Genomic DNA, 13,619 nt, shown 5'->3' with positions numbered 1-13,619 from the left:
GCGTCGTCAGCCTTCGCACACGCGTGGCGGGACTGGCTGACCACCCACGTTGCCCGGGGTCGCGCCGTCAGTTCGACGGTCGAGGCCCCGGAGCGCACGCCGGCGCGATTTCCAGCAACGCCGGCCAGCGACTGCTCCAGTCGCTGTCGTGCGACAGGTCGGGAATGGTCATCGCCTGCGCGCATCGCGTGCCGGTCGCGTTGACGAAGCGCTGCGCCACCGACGGAGGAACGACGTCGTCATCGGCGCCGCTGAAATGCACCTGCGGAATCGTGGCGACACGGCGCGCGAAGTCGATCGGGTTTTCCGACTCGGGCATCGGCGACACATCGTGCAGCCGGTTGACGAATTCGTCGTCGAGATTGCCGGCCACGGTGCGGATCGACGCGACGTCGGTGCGGCGCGCGGCAATCAACACCGCGACTGCGCCGCCTCCCGAATAGCCGACCAGCTCGACAGGCTGTCCGGGTGTTTGCCCGGCAAAGCGGCTGACGGCATCGTTCATCGACTCGATCACGTCCGCTGCGAAACGCTTGCCGGTCCAGTAGGGAATGCCGCAGCGCGGGTTCATCGCCATCGGCGTGAACTGGCACGGGCGTGCAAGGTAGACGACGTTCGGCGAAGGGTCCTGCGCGGCGAGCGCGAGACCCTCGGCCTCGCGCGGGGTGGGATCGAGCGAAGGCTCGGTGCGCGACAGCCATGCGACGCCGTCGCCTTCGATGTAGACGCGCAGCGGCTTGCCAGGCTGCGAGATACGCGCGAAAGCCGTCAGCACGAAGCCGCCGGTATCGACGAGCTGCCGGTGCAGTTGCGCAGGTTCGGCCAGCGCGTCGGCATGCGCGTCACGATCGAGCGTCGCGCAACCCGACAGCGCTCCGGCGAACAGCAGCGCGGTCAGGATCGCGGCGCCACGGTACGAGGCTTCAATGGATCGACGGCCGCATCGGCCTACGTTGAAAGCGGGCTTCACTGAGCCTTGAAGCGAGCGAGTTCGTCAGCCATCCGGGCAACGACGCCGCTCCAGTCCGCGCGCTGCTCCTGTCGAAACAGACGCATCTGCGGATACCACGGCGTATCCTCGCGTTCGAGCATCCAGCGCCAGTCCGGCACCTTCGGCAACATGACCCACGCTGGGCGACCCAGCGCGCCCGCGAGGTGGACCGGAGACGAGTCCACCGAGATCAGCAGATCCACAGACGAGAGGATTGCCGCGGTGTCCTCGAAATCGGCGATCTCGTTCGACAGCGAAAGCATCGCCATGCCATCGGGCGGCGAGTCGGCCTGCGCCGCCGCGGGTCCTTTCTGGATCGCAACGAAGCTGACGCCCTGCTGCGCGAGCGGCGCGAGCTGCGCGAGGCTCAGCGAGCGATTGGCATCGTTGTGATGCGTGGGCCGTCCCGCCCAGACAAGCGCCACCAGCGGGCGCGGCAGCGCGGCGAGACGTTGCCGCCAGCGTTCGAGGCGCTGCGGGTCCGGGGTCAAATATGGAATGGGTCCGGGCAGATCGTCGAGACGCAGTCCCAACGCCATCGGCAAGCTCATCAGTTCGCAGTGCATATCGAATGCGGGGGGCAGACTGCCGCGCACGATCAGGTCGTCGTAGCCCGCGATGCGCTGCGCGATCGACAGCGTTTCCGCATTGATCTCGAAGACGACCCGCGCACCGCTCTTCGCCTTGGCCCACTGCACCATGCGCATGAACTGGAAGGTATCGCCATAACCCTGCTCGTCGTGAATCAGCAGCGTTTTGCCGGGCATCGCGCGACCGTCCCAGCGCGGACGTTGCACCTTGCGCTCGATGCTCACCGTGTGCGCGAGGCTGTAACGGTAGTGGTATTCGCGCCAGCCGCGTTCGAACTCGCCCAGCAGCAGCAGCGTTTCGGACAGATCGAAACGCGTGGGGAAATCGCCGGGCGCGTGCTCGACCAGCATTTCCTGGATCCTCCGCGTTTCAGCGATGCGTCCCTGCGGACGCAGCGTTGCCGTGAGCAGCTTCCAGAGCACGAGCGGTCCGCTGCCCGAAGCCAGGAAGGGACGCACGATCGCCTCGGCTTCCTCGTAGCGTCCCGATGCCAGCAGCGAACGAACCTGCTGATCGATCGCGCGGATATCGGGGGCGGCGCCGGTCATCAAGGCGCCTCGACGCCGAGCGCCTCGAGCAGCGGACCGAGATAGCGCGCATACGCACGCCAGCGATCCTTCGAAGTCCTGTAGATCGGCTGACGCACCTGGTTCACGCTCGCCGTGCGGACCACCCGGCGGTTCTGATGGAAGCTGAGGCACGCGTCGTCCCACGGCAGCCCGAGGAAGCCGGTCAGACGGCGCGCTTCGCTTTCCAGGTCGTCGATCACGGCTTCGTAGTCGACTTCGATGAACGCGTTGCTGGGCAGCAGTTCGCGCCAATGCGCCATCAGGCGTTCGTACTGGCGGTAGAAGACGCCGAGTTCGGTCTGGTCGTACGCGAACGGCTGCTGTCCGCTGAACAGCTTCGTGTAGCACGACAAGCAGGTATCCACCGGATCGCGCCGCACGTGAATGATCCGGGCGCCCGGCAGGATCAGCGGAATCGCGCCTGCGTACAGGAAGTTGCCGGGCATCTTGTCGACGACGTGCGGCCGTCCACCGGCCAGCGGCGCCACGCGCGCCAGATACGCTTCCCCGCATGCGCGCAGGCGCGCCGCGGCGTCAGCCTCGTTGTCCAGCGTCGCGATACGGTCGGGAAAGCTGCCTAGTTCGTCGATCGCGAGACGCAGCGCCGACAGTTCGCCCGCGCCCGTCACCTGCGGATGCGACGAGAGGATCTGTTCGATCAGCGTGGTGCCGGAGCGCGGCATGCCGATCACGAAGATGGGCAGCGTCGACGGTGCGCCGAGGCCCGCGAGCCGCGCATACCGTTCCGGCGTAAACACCGCGGCGGAGCGCTCCATCCAGCGTCCGGTCTCTGCGCTGTCGTAGTCGAACGAAGCGCGCTTCTGGCGGTTGCCGTCCGCGAGATGGCGAAACGCGCGATCGGGATCCTTGATGTCGAGGTAAGCCTTGCCGAGCGCAAAGTGCGCCGCGACGCGATCGACGAGCGAGCGTCGTTCGCCTTCGGCGAGACACGCCTCCAGCGCGGCGATGTCGGGGTCGCCCGCAACGAACGTGCGCAGGTCCGAGCGCGCCGCGCGCGCCTGCGCGGAATCCGGGAAACGCGCGAGCACCTGTTCGAAGGCCGCGAGCGCTTCGTCCCGGCGCCCCGCTTCCATCAACAGCGATGCGCACCCCACCAGCGCGGTTTCGGCCACCGTGCCGGGCAAGGTCGCGGCCTGCTCGTAGGCGTCGCGCGCTTCGTCGGTCAGGCCGAGATCCTGCAGCGTCATCGCCAGCGTGTGGTGAGCGTCGGCGCTGCGCGGCGCGAGCGCCACGGCGCGCCGCGCGATGGCCAGCGCTTCCTCGGTGTGCGCGATCTGTTTGAGCGCTTTCGCGCGCGCCGCGAGCGCGGCCGGATGCTCCGGCGCGAACGCATCGAGCATCCCGAGCACGCGCAGCGCCGCATCGTGGCGTTGCCGGGAAATTTCGACGTCCGCGAGATTCAGGTACGCGTCGACGAGGCGAGGATTGAGATCGATGGCCTGCCGCGCATGCCGCGCGGCTTCGTCATAGCTGCCTTGCGTCGACAGCAGGAACGCGAGATTGCTGTGCGCTTCCGCGTACGACGGATTGAGCGCAAGCGCCTTCGCGTAACAGGTCTGCGCGTGATCCATGCGCCCGAGCAGACGCCACGTGTTGCCCAGGTTGTTATGCGCTTCGGCCCAGTCGGGGCTCAGCGCGACGACCCGTTCCAGGCACGCGCGGCTCTGCTCGACCTTGCCCGCTTCCTGCAGCAGGATGCCCAGGTTGTTCCAGCCGGACACGAGCCCCGGTTCCATCGCGACCGCGCGCTGCGCGGCTTCCTCGCCTTCGGGCAGCATGCCCTTCTGGCGATACATTTCCGCGAGATTGCTCGAATACACGGCAGGCGCGCGCGGCGACTGACACGCCTGCCTGAGGTGCGAGATCGCCAGATCCAGGTTGCCGTACGCGTGCGCCATCAGCCCGAGCAGATGCAGCGCGTCGGGCTGCCCCGGCCATTCGGCCAGCACCCGCTGCGCGAGTATTTCGGCCTGCTCGGCCTGACCGGCGTTCCAGTGCGCGTAGGCCCGCTCGAGCGCTTCCTGGATACTCATGTTGCCTGAAGGGGGAGCGCTAGACATGCTCAAGAAATTGAGGCTTTGAAAAGAAAATATCGATGCTACGCGATCGTAGCATGCGTGTACGGCATCGCGACCGTCAGGATCCACCGGAAGACAAGGGCCGCATCTCAGGCGAGGCGCCTGAAATGCGGCCCGTGCAGGCGCCTTCGACCGAACCCGTCGCGCGGTGCGCGATCAGAACAGCTTGCGCAGCCGCAGACTGCCCGCCTGCGAGACGAAGCCCGACCCGAGCTGCACGTCGTAGCGCGCGGAAAGGCTCAGGTTCCGCTGGTTCAGCAGCGTAATGCCAGCGCTCAAAACGGCCGCGTTGGTCACGGGGCTCGTACCCAGTACCGAGAAACTGGTCTGTCCGCTGGGGTCCGCGGCAAAGGTGGCCGTGGTCAGCGCGCGCGTGTTGTCGTACTCGTGACGCCACGCAACGGTTAGATCCGGTACCAGCGTCCCGACCGAAGTCGGGAATTCGCGCTCGATCTTCGCGCCGAGGTCGGTGGTAACCGACGTCAGATGCGAAGAGCCGACCGACAGTGCCGCGCCGTTGCCGCCCGTTTCGGTGTAGGCACTCTGATGCAGATAGCTGTAGGTGAGGCTCGCAAGCGGCGTGACGGTCGCGACGCCGAGCGCAAGCGGATAGCCGAATTCGCCGCGCGCAACATACTGCTGCCCGCTGAAGCTGCCGTTGGCCTGGCCGGAAAACCCGGAGAAGTCGACCACGCGATTCGTGTCGTAGCGCTGATCGACGGCACCCGCGGACAGATTCGCGTACCACCGGCTCGTCACGTAGCTCGCGTAGCCGAGCAGACCGTACGAGTTGATACGGGTGTTGTCGCCGGCGGTGTCGCCCGTGTTGTTGACGGCCGTGTTGCTGTAGCTGAATGCGCCGCCGACACGCCATGTATCGGTGATCGCGCGGTCGACGCCGAACAGCAGACCGCCGTAATTGGCGCTGTAGCCGTCCACCTGATCGCGTTCGTCCTGACTCGCGTGTCCGCCGAATGCCTGTCCCCAGGCACCCCAGGACGGCGGGGCCTCGCCGGTCGAAATGCCGCTGCCGTCGTTTTGCGCCAGGCGCAAGCCGTTGGCATGGCTCGAGATGATATTGAGCACGTCGAAGGTCGGGGCCGCGGCCGCCTGACTGACCGAGGTCTGCGACGTCGGCCCGAGCTGCTTGCCGGCGACGTTGGCCGCGTGGCTTGTGCCATTCGCGTCGAGCGCGAGCGACGCGTTATACAGGTTGAGCAGCGCCGGACTGATGCCGGTGTAGTGTCCCAGCCCACCCAGCGCCGACACCGCATTCGGTGCATTCGCACCGGTCGGCGTAGGCGTAGGCGTCGGTGTGGGTGTCGGAGTTGGCGTGGGTGTCGGTGACGGTGACGGCGTGGGTGTCGGCGTTGGCGACGTCGCATCGGCGACAGTCAGCACGAGATCGCTGTTCGAACCGTTGGCCACGGCCGCACCGGTAACAACCAGTCCGGTCACGCCGGCAATCGAATAGCGCAGCGTGCCGACGTTGTAGTTCGTGCCGGTCCCGGTCGCGTCGACGACGACGTAGCGCTGGCCAGCCGCGAATCCGTACGCATTCTGCTTCTGCAGCGTCACGGCTGAGCCCGATGCGATGTTGGCAGTGCCCGAGACGACCAGCCGGCCGTAGCCGCTGTCGCTGCCGAGCGAGCCGCCGGCGACGGCGCCGTCCGCGACGCCGACCAGCAGCGTCGCACCGGCCCCTTGCGTGTAATTGCCCGTGATCGCGACCGGATTGTTGACCTGCAGCGTCGCGCCGCTGTTGTTGACGGTATGGCTTCCGACGTTGACGCTGTCGTTGAGCAACTGGTTGCCCAACCCGAACACGACGTTGGACGACGTATTCGTGATGGTGCCCATGTTCGCGCTGCCGATCCCGCCGCCAAGGCCCGTCAGCGTGCCGAACGTCGAGCCGCTGCCGCCGCCGATGCTGAGATCGACGGAACCGGTGTTATGGATGTTGCCCGCGATCAGGCCGCTGTTGGTGATCTGACCGATGGTGCTGGTGCTGTCAATATTGATCGCGTTCAGCAGACCCGTAATGGTGCCGCTATTGGTGATCGAGCCAATCGAAGCGCCGGCGAGCGCGAAAATCCCCGTGTAAGGGCCGCTCGGAAAGCCGGTGACGGTCTGGGTGGTCGCGCCGGCGATGAGGCCGGTGTTGTCGATGGTGCCGATGGTGCCGCTCTGCGCGACGACACCTGAAAACGTGGAGGCGATCGATCCGCTGTTGGTCAGCGTGCCGAGGGTTGCGCCGCTGCGGATCAGCACACCGATCTCGTTGGTGATGGTGCCGGAATTGTTCAGCGTGCCGATGGTGCCTGAATTTTCGCCCAGCACCTCATAGCCGACGATCGTTCCGGTGTAAGTGGAACCCTTGATCGTGCCGCTGTTGAGGATCGTGCCGATGCTGCCGCCGCTGCTGTCGATGCCGAAGATGCTGCCGCTGACCGTGCCGCTGCCGGCGAGCAGACCCTGGTTGTTCACGATGCCAATGGTGCCGGTGTTGTAGATGCCTCGCCCGGCCCCGGTGATCGTGCCGGTTGCGGTGTTGGTCAGCGTCCCGATCGTGCCGGAGTTCTGGATGCCCGATGCGATGGTGCCGGCGATGCTGGTCGTAGAGATGAGCCCGTTGTTGTTGAACACGGTAACGGAGCCGGTGTTGTGAATGCCCGAGCTGCCGCCGACCATCTGGCCGCCGCTGTTGTTGTTCAACAGGCCGATGGTTCCCGAGTTGACCAACCCGTACGTGATGCCGGCGATGGTGCCGTTGTTGGTCAGCGTGCCGAGCGAAGAGCCGGTCGCCAGCAAGGCGGTCGCGGTATTGAAGTTGGAGATGACAACGTTGTTGGCAATCGTGCAGTTCCCGGAGGACCAGCCGATTTCGGTGGTGTTGGCGCTGATCGTACCGTTGACTCCGCAGTCGGCTTTGGCGACTAGCGGCACGACTCCGGTCAGTACGCCGGCCAGGGCTGCGGCGATTGCGCGTTGTTTTGGTGGTACGTTCTTGCGACTCGTGATTGCCCCGATGAAAGATTTCGGAAGCAATTATCTGGAGGGTGTAACAACTTGCAACGATTATTCAGCGGAGTCGCAAAATTCCGACAACGTGATTACGCATTTTTTCCGTTCGCCAGCGCACTAATTTTTATAAATAGCATGACGATTTACGCGAGATTTGACGTTCTTTCAATTTAATTACGCAGACGTCGTTTGTCCGCTGAATGCCAGGTACCATCCGGGTTTGCGCGGGATGTCATATGTGCTTTCCATACCGCTAGCCATCTCGTTTATGCCGAATGATCGTTCTTATTTCGAGGGGATTAAGGCATCTCGCATAAGTGTTGCTTTGACGCGCGTAGTCAAGCAATTGCGGCCTTTAGCGCAGACCACAAACACCAATTGACAACATCATTTTTTAAGCAGCGAGTTGAATTGCGTGCGAATAGCGGCAAGAAACATGACATCGTTCAATGCGCCAGTTGTCCGTCGACCAGTCAAGGCTGACGCGCCGTAAACGGATGCACGTTCGCATCGACGATTTCCTCGAAGCCCTTTAGCACGAGGCTCGACTCCTTGGGGACACCCAGCATGTTGACGGAGCAAAGGTTCGAATAGCGGTTCTCCGCATTGCCCCGGAAATTTTGCGGATTGAATAGCGGGGTGATGTGCCACCACAGCCGGTACCCCTGCCCCCACAAATGCTGGATGAGTGCTGCAGAGTTCGCGACCCGGTCGTTCTCGACATACAGCAGAGGACGGTGGTTCGCGAGCACCTCGCGGGCGCCTTGCAGTACCTGCAGTTCGAACCCTTCGACGTCCACTTTAAGCAGCTGTACGGTCCGCTCGCGCACCCTGTCGTCGAGTCGCACGCATGGCACCTGCACGCCGTTCTCCAGCGCTTGTTCGTGAACCGATACGGCGCCGAAGTTGCCTGTGCGCTGGTAGTTGGGGTGCTGGAACCAGACCGTTCCTTCCTGCGCTGCGCACGCAAAAGGCCATGCGGTCACGTTGTCCACGGCGTTGAGCGCGAGATTCGCACACAGGTTCTGGAACAGGAACGGCTGCGGTTCGAAGGCGACGACGTCGGCACCGGCTGCCTTGGCTGCCTTTGCCAGCGGCACCGTCTGGCTGCCGATATTCGCGCCGACTTCGACGACCGTTCCGGGCCGGTTCGCGCATTGCAGGAGCAATTGCGTTTCGAGCTCGGCGTACTCGCCATACTGGATCAAAGCTTGACCGACATATTCGTCGTGGCGGTTGGCGAGCATCGTTCCGTGTCGCGTGTCGACCAGAACGTAGGGATCTGCGGCATGAGGCATCGGACTGCTTACCTTGATGGGCACAAGCGTCGGCGAAGAACGCGGTGGCACGTATTCTATCTGGACGTGGCCCGTCAAATGGCTACAGGGGTGAGTCAGACCGGATCGGTGTACGGCCGGCGGCGCGCAAGACTGCGCGCCGCTATTCCGTCAGCCGTGGTAGTAGCCATCGCCAACGTTGTTTTGCAGCACGCCGTCGACATACACGCCGACAGGGTCGCCATCGGCGGACGTGAGCAGCGTGCCGTTATGCTGGCCGATGACTTTTATCCGGCCGCCTTGAATGTCGGTCATCTCCTGGCGATCGAGCTCCACGGATTTCTCGAGATCGTGGATGGTCAGCGTCTTCATGGTGTGTCTCCTTGAACAGGACGGTTGTGGAAGCAGTCGCGGGGTCGACTGCCTGCAGCTCACTATGCGAATGTCATGCCACCAGGACGCGATCGGTGCGCAACCCGCGCGCAGCGCATCCGAACGTGAATCGCGATCATGCGAGTCTGCGCGTGACCATCCTTTGCTTGAGCGATGTTGGGAGATCGCCGACACTTTTCAAAAAATCGAAGGCTCCGGCGGCGCTTCGAAACCATCGAGGAAGTCAAAGTCGCAACCTTTGTCGGCCTGCGATACGTGCTCGACGAAGAGACGGATATAGCCGCGCTTGCGCGGCGCGGGCGGCGCGCGCCACGCTTCGCGGCGCTTCGCGAGTTCCTCGTCGGTCACGAACATGTCGAGGCGGCCGTTCGCGGTATCCAGTTCGACGATGTCGCCCGTACGGAGCAGTGCGAGCGGACCGCCGAGCGCGGACTCCGGCGCCACGTGCAGCACGCAGCTGCCATAGTGCGTGCCGCTCATGCGTGCATCGGAAATGCGCAGCATATCGCGCACGCCCGCTTCGAGCAGTTTCTTCGGGATCGGCAGGTTGCCCCACTCCGGCATGCCCGGTGCGCCGATCGGGCCACCGCCGCGCAACACGAGCACGGTGTCGGCATCCACATCGAGATCGTCGCGATTGATCTGCTCGTTCATCTGCTGGATCGAATCGAACACCAGCGCGCGCCCGCGATGCTGCAACAGGCGCGGTGTCGCCGCGCTCGGCTTGATGACCGCGCCGTCCGGTGCGAGATTGCCGCGCAGCACCGTGAGCGCAGCGCGCGCGCTCACCGGATTGTCGACCGCGCGAATTGCGTCTTCGCCTTCGCGCATGCGTTGCGCGCCGACGGTATCCAGATTCTCGCCGAGCGTCTTGCCGGTCACGGTCACGGTGCCGAGATTCAGGCGGTCGCGCAATCGCCCGAGCAGCACCGGCAGGCCGCCCGCGTAATAGAAGTCCTCCATCAGCCGCTGGCCGGACGGATAAATGTCGGCCAGCACGGGTACGCCCTCGCCCATGCGCGTGAGGTCGTCCAGCGTAAGCGGCACGTTGCCGCGGCCCGCGATCGCGATCAGGTGAACCGCTGCGTTGGTCGAACCGCCGAGCGCCATGTACGCGACGACGCCGTTCTTCACGCTGTCGCGCGTGAAAAAGCGGCTCGGCTTCAGGTCTTCCCACACCATGCCGACGATGCGCTCGCCGCTCGCCGAGCACATGCGCGGATGGCTCGCGTCCATCGCGGGAATGCTGGTCGCGCCAGGCAGCGTGAAGCCCATCGCCTCCGCGATGGCGGTCATCGTGCTCGCGGTGCCCATCGTGTTGCAGGTGCCGGGCGCGCGCGTCATGCGCGCTTCGAGTTCGATCCATTCCTGCTGTTCGAGACCGCCCGACGCGTATTCGTCCCAGAACTTGCGCGTGTGTGTCCCCGCGCCGACCGCCTGACCGCGATGACGGTCGTTGAGCATCGGGCCGGCGGGCACGTAGATGCAGGGCAAATCGGCAGAGAGCGCGCCCATCAGCAGGCCGGGCGTGGTCTTGTCGCAGCCGCCCATCAGCACGGCGCCGTCGATCGGCAGCGAGCGCAGCAGTTCCTCCGTTTCCATCGCGAGGAAATTGCGGTAGAGCATCGTGGTCGGCTTCACCATGACCTCGCCCAGCGACATCGCCGGAAGCTCGAACGGCATGCCGCCGGCGAGCAGGATGCCGCGCTTCACGTCCTGCGCACGCTCGCGCAGATGCGCGTGGCACGGAGACAGATCGCTCCACGTATTGATGATCGCAACGACCGGCCGCGACATGAATTCCTCGCGGCGCAGGCCCATTTGCTGAAGACGTTGCCGATGCGCGAACGAGCGCATATTGTCGGGCGCGAGCCAGCGCTGGCTGCGCAGTTCGGCGAGTTGTCTGCGTTTGGTTTCCATGATGAATCAGCGTGAAAGACAATGCTTGTTGAAAGCGCAGCGCGGCGAAATGGCAGCGCTGCCTGAACGGGTAACCGCCCCGGAAATCACCGCCGGAAATCACCCCTGCTGAACGCCGCCAGACCGGACGAGCATGGACTTTTCTCTCCGCCTGAACGCCCGGATCAGCACTGCGGCCACAATCCACACCGCCGCGATCATATAGATCAGGTTTCCTGATGCCGGGCCCGAGGCCGCCAGACCGAGCGGCGAAAACACCAGGTACATGGTCACGAGAATGGCCAGCAGAATGATGCTCATCGTCGGTGCGTGGCGCCATGGCGTCATGTCGTAACCTTCGCGACGCGCGGGCTCATAAGGCGTCTCGCGGGAGAACACGCCGCGCAGCGAGAACATCAGCAGGATTTCGGCCGCAAACAGGATCGCCATGATGTGAATGAAGTTGATCCCCAGCAGCTTCTCGATGTTGATCACGAAAACCAGCACGCCGTACGCGATGATGTGACCGATCAGCACCAGCTTCGCGGGCAGCGCGCCACCGCGGCGGTCGAAGAATCCGTAGAGCACGATGGCGATGATCGGGATATTCATGAATCCGCTGAAGCGGCGGATCAGGATATAGATGCCATCCGGTGCGTACATCAGCATCGGCGCGATGATGAGCGAGATCACCGCGATGACGATACTTACCCCCTTGCCGATCCTGACCAGCGATGCATCGTCGATGTTCGGTCGCCGTGCCTTCACGAAGTCGTACGCGAGCAAGGTTGCCGTGCTGTTGACGATCGAATTGAAGTGGCTCAGCACCGCGCCGAACAGCGCCGCGACGAAGAACCCTTTCGCCCACCACGGCATGACCTGCTCCACCAGCATCGGATAGGCGAAATCGCCGCGTGCCAGCGGATGTTGCGCGAACATGTGGTAAGCGATCACACCAGGCAACAACAGCGTGAGCGGACCGAGCAGCTTGAACCCACCCGCGATCAGCACGCCCTTCTGCCCTTCGGCGAGATTCTTTGCGGCAAACGCCCGCTGGATGATCGCCTGGTTCGTGCAGAAGTAGAACAGGTTCGCGAGCACCATGCCGGTAAACACGGTGCTGAACGGTGTGCTGTCGTGGCTGCTGCCAATCGCGTTCAGTTTCTGCGGTGCCTGCGTCGCGATCACATGAATGCCGGTTGACAGATGACCGTGTCCCAGCGCGAAGAGTCCAAGCACCGGAACCAGCAGACCCGCAGCCAGCAGAATCACGCCATTGATCGTGTCCGAGACGGCCACCGCGCGCAGACCGCCGAACACCGCATACAGGCCGCCGCAGATGCCCGCCGCCCAGACGAGAATTGCGAGCGTCACCGGATACGACAGGCCAAGCACCTGCTGCACGTGGAAGATGTGATCGAAGGTGATCGCCGCGAGATACAGGCCGGACGGATTGAGGATGAACGTGTAGTAGACGATGAAGATGAGGCTGACCATCTTGCGCGTCTGCTCGTCATAGCGCGCTTCGAGAAACTGCGGCAGCGTCGAGAAGCCGCCACGCAGGAATCGCGGCAGGAAGAACGTCGCCATCGCGACGATCGCGATAACCGCCGTCACTTCCCACGCCATGCCCGAAAGATTGTGCGTGTACGAATCGCCGTTGAGCCCCACCAGTTGTTCGAGCGAGAGGTTGGTCAGCATCATGGAACCGGCGATGAACCATCCGCCGAGACCATTGCCCGCCATGAAGTAGCCTTTGGCGCCTCGATCTCCGGCATCCTTGGTCATCCTGAACGAAATGAATGCGACCAGCGACGTCAGAACGATGAAAGTCAAAAACGTAATCACAGCGTCTCCTTGTTATCAGCCCCATACCGATCGGATCGTGGTGATGCGACGCCCGGATCAGCTGGTGCAATTGGAATTCATTCGCCCGTCATTGCATTGATGTCGTGTTTGCCGCGCAAAACGTCATCCCACCACGGACACCTGCGCGAGCCCCGCGTCGACGATGATGCTTTGACCGGTCACGGCCGCGGACTGGTCGGAGGCGAGAAAGACGATCATGTCCGAGATATCGTCCACGGTGACCATGTACTTCAGGCATTGCAGTTCGAGCAGGCGTTTGACATCGTCCTCGCTGAACCACAGCGCCTTTTGACGTTCGGTCAGCACGAGTCCCGGCAATACCGCGTTGACGCGGATATGACCATCGCCCAGCTCGCGCGCCAGGGTTCGTGAGATGCCGGTAATTGCCGCTTTCGACGCCGTGTATCCGATCAGGTTCGGGCGCGCTCTCAGCCATGAAATCGAACCCATGTTGATGATCGAACCACCGCCCGCATCGCGCATGCCCGGTGCCACCTGCTGGATCGCGAACACATGGTGGCGCAGGTTCACGGCGAGCACGTCGTCCCACTTCTCCGTCGTCAGGTCGGCCAGCGCGTGCCGATCGTCACGGCCGGCGTTGTTCACCAGCACCTTGATCGTGCCGACGGCTTCCGCCGCTGCTTCGAGCGTGCGTCGATATGCTTCGATATCCCGAACATCGCACTGGTCAAACCACGGGCGGCGTTCCGCCGGATAGCGCTCGCACAGCTCGACGCCCGCCTGCGCATCGAGATCGCAGAACGCGACTCGCGCATCCTGAGCAACGAATGCATCGACGATCCCCGCGCCGATGCCGGACGCGCCGCCCGAGATGAACACCGGCTTTTCCTTGAGGCTCGGATAGCGAGCAAGATCCATACTGTCTCCGGTCTGAAGCAACCTGCGA

10 protein-coding genes are annotated in these 13,619 nt (G+C 63.9%); 1 reads left to right on the top strand and 9 read right to left on the bottom strand.

Annotated features, from left to right (window positions below; translation table 11 throughout):
- Positions 1 to 67 precede the first annotated feature (67 nt).
- The 4 genes from DVS29_RS10545 to DVS29_RS10530 form a co-directional block, all read right to left on the bottom strand.
- Positions 68 to 970, bottom strand: coding sequence for an alpha/beta hydrolase family protein (locus tag DVS29_RS10545; RefSeq protein ID WP_420816096.1), 903 nt, complete (start codon positions 968 to 970; stop codon positions 68 to 70).
- Entirely contained in the window at positions 967 to 2,130 is a 1,164-nt protein-coding gene (locus DVS29_RS10540) for a glycosyl transferase family 8 (protein ID WP_240655536.1), read from the bottom strand. Before DVS29_RS10540 ends, DVS29_RS10545 begins: the two co-directional genes overlap by 4 nt.
- Positions 2,130 to 4,205, bottom strand: a complete 2,076-nt coding sequence (locus DVS29_RS10535) for a tetratricopeptide repeat-containing sulfotransferase family protein (protein ID WP_240655535.1) — start codon at positions 4,203 to 4,205, stop codon at positions 2,130 to 2,132. The genes DVS29_RS10540 and DVS29_RS10535 overlap by 1 nt, the downstream gene beginning before the upstream one ends.
- Positions 4,206 to 4,406: 201 nt before the next feature.
- The gene (locus tag DVS29_RS10530) at positions 4,407 to 6,965 is read right to left on the bottom strand and encodes an autotransporter outer membrane beta-barrel domain-containing protein (RefSeq protein WP_124800624.1); all 2,559 of its coding nucleotides are present in this window, start codon (positions 6,963 to 6,965) and stop codon (positions 4,407 to 4,409) included.
- Between DVS29_RS10530 and DVS29_RS36855 the strand changes: the two genes are divergently transcribed.
- The gene (locus DVS29_RS36855) at positions 6,919 to 7,395 is read left to right on the top strand and encodes a hypothetical protein (RefSeq protein ID WP_124800623.1); all 477 of its coding nucleotides are present in this window, start codon (positions 6,919 to 6,921) and stop codon (positions 7,393 to 7,395) included. The genes DVS29_RS10530 and DVS29_RS36855 overlap by 47 nt on opposite strands.
- 352 nt (positions 7,396 to 7,747) lie before the next feature.
- Here DVS29_RS36855 and DVS29_RS10525 read toward each other — a convergent pair whose 3' ends face one another.
- The 5 genes from DVS29_RS10525 to DVS29_RS10505 form a co-directional block, all read right to left on the bottom strand.
- Positions 7,748 to 8,572: an FkbM family methyltransferase gene (locus DVS29_RS10525; RefSeq protein ID WP_205962428.1), complete on the bottom strand. Its 825-nt coding sequence runs from the start codon at positions 8,570 to 8,572 to the stop codon at positions 7,748 to 7,750.
- A gap of 150 nt (positions 8,573 to 8,722) precedes the next feature.
- Entirely contained in the window at positions 8,723 to 8,923 is a 201-nt protein-coding gene (locus DVS29_RS10520) for a hypothetical protein (RefSeq protein WP_118180401.1), read from the bottom strand.
- Positions 8,924 to 9,121: 198 nt separating this feature from the next.
- Positions 9,122 to 10,864 carry an L-arabinonate dehydratase gene (araD, locus tag DVS29_RS10515; RefSeq protein WP_118180400.1) on the bottom strand — a complete coding sequence of 581 codons (1,743 nt, stop codon included), beginning with the start codon at positions 10,862 to 10,864 and terminating at the stop codon, positions 9,122 to 9,124.
- A 99-nt stretch (positions 10,865 to 10,963) separates the two neighbouring features.
- On the bottom strand, positions 10,964 to 12,691 hold the full coding sequence (locus tag DVS29_RS10510; RefSeq protein WP_118180399.1) for a solute:sodium symporter family transporter: 1,728 nt from the start codon (positions 12,689 to 12,691) through the stop codon (positions 10,964 to 10,966).
- A gap of 123 nt (positions 12,692 to 12,814) precedes the next feature.
- A complete protein-coding gene (locus tag DVS29_RS10505; protein WP_118180398.1) occupies positions 12,815 to 13,591 on the bottom strand; it encodes an SDR family NAD(P)-dependent oxidoreductase in 777 nt (258 codons plus the stop codon).
- Between the last annotated feature and the right edge of the window lie 28 nt (positions 13,592 to 13,619).

Source organism: Paraburkholderia phosphatilytica, assembly GCF_003443895.1.
Lineage (GTDB): Bacteria > Pseudomonadota > Gammaproteobacteria > Burkholderiales > Burkholderiaceae > Paraburkholderia > Paraburkholderia phosphatilytica.
The sequence above is the reverse complement of the archived record's forward strand: the minus strand, read 5'-3'. Positions and strand labels throughout refer to the sequence as shown.

What these genes read in the sequence shown, in the direction of transcription:
- DVS29_RS10540 (WP_240655536.1), bottom strand. Translation starts at nt 2,130, where the DNA reads ATGACCGGCGCCGCCCCCGATATCCGCGCGATCGATCAGCAGGTTCGT.
- DVS29_RS10535 (WP_240655535.1), bottom strand. Translation starts at nt 4,205, where the DNA reads ATGAGTATCCAGGAAGCGCTCGAGCGGGCCTACGCGCACTGGAACGCC.
- DVS29_RS36855 (WP_124800623.1), top strand. Translation starts at nt 6,919, where the DNA reads ATGCCCGAGCTGCCGCCGACCATCTGGCCGCCGCTGTTGTTGTTCAAC.
- DVS29_RS10525 (WP_205962428.1), bottom strand. Translation starts at nt 8,572, where the DNA reads ATGCCTCATGCCGCAGATCCCTACGTTCTGGTCGACACGCGACACGGA.
- DVS29_RS10520 (WP_118180401.1), bottom strand. Translation starts at nt 8,923, where the DNA reads ATGAAGACGCTGACCATCCACGATCTCGAGAAATCCGTGGAGCTCGAT.
- araD (WP_118180400.1), bottom strand. Translation starts at nt 10,864, where the DNA reads ATGGAAACCAAACGCAGACAACTCGCCGAACTGCGCAGCCAGCGCTGG.
- DVS29_RS10505 (WP_118180398.1), bottom strand. Translation starts at nt 13,591, where the DNA reads ATGGATCTTGCTCGCTATCCGAGCCTCAAGGAAAAGCCGGTGTTCATC.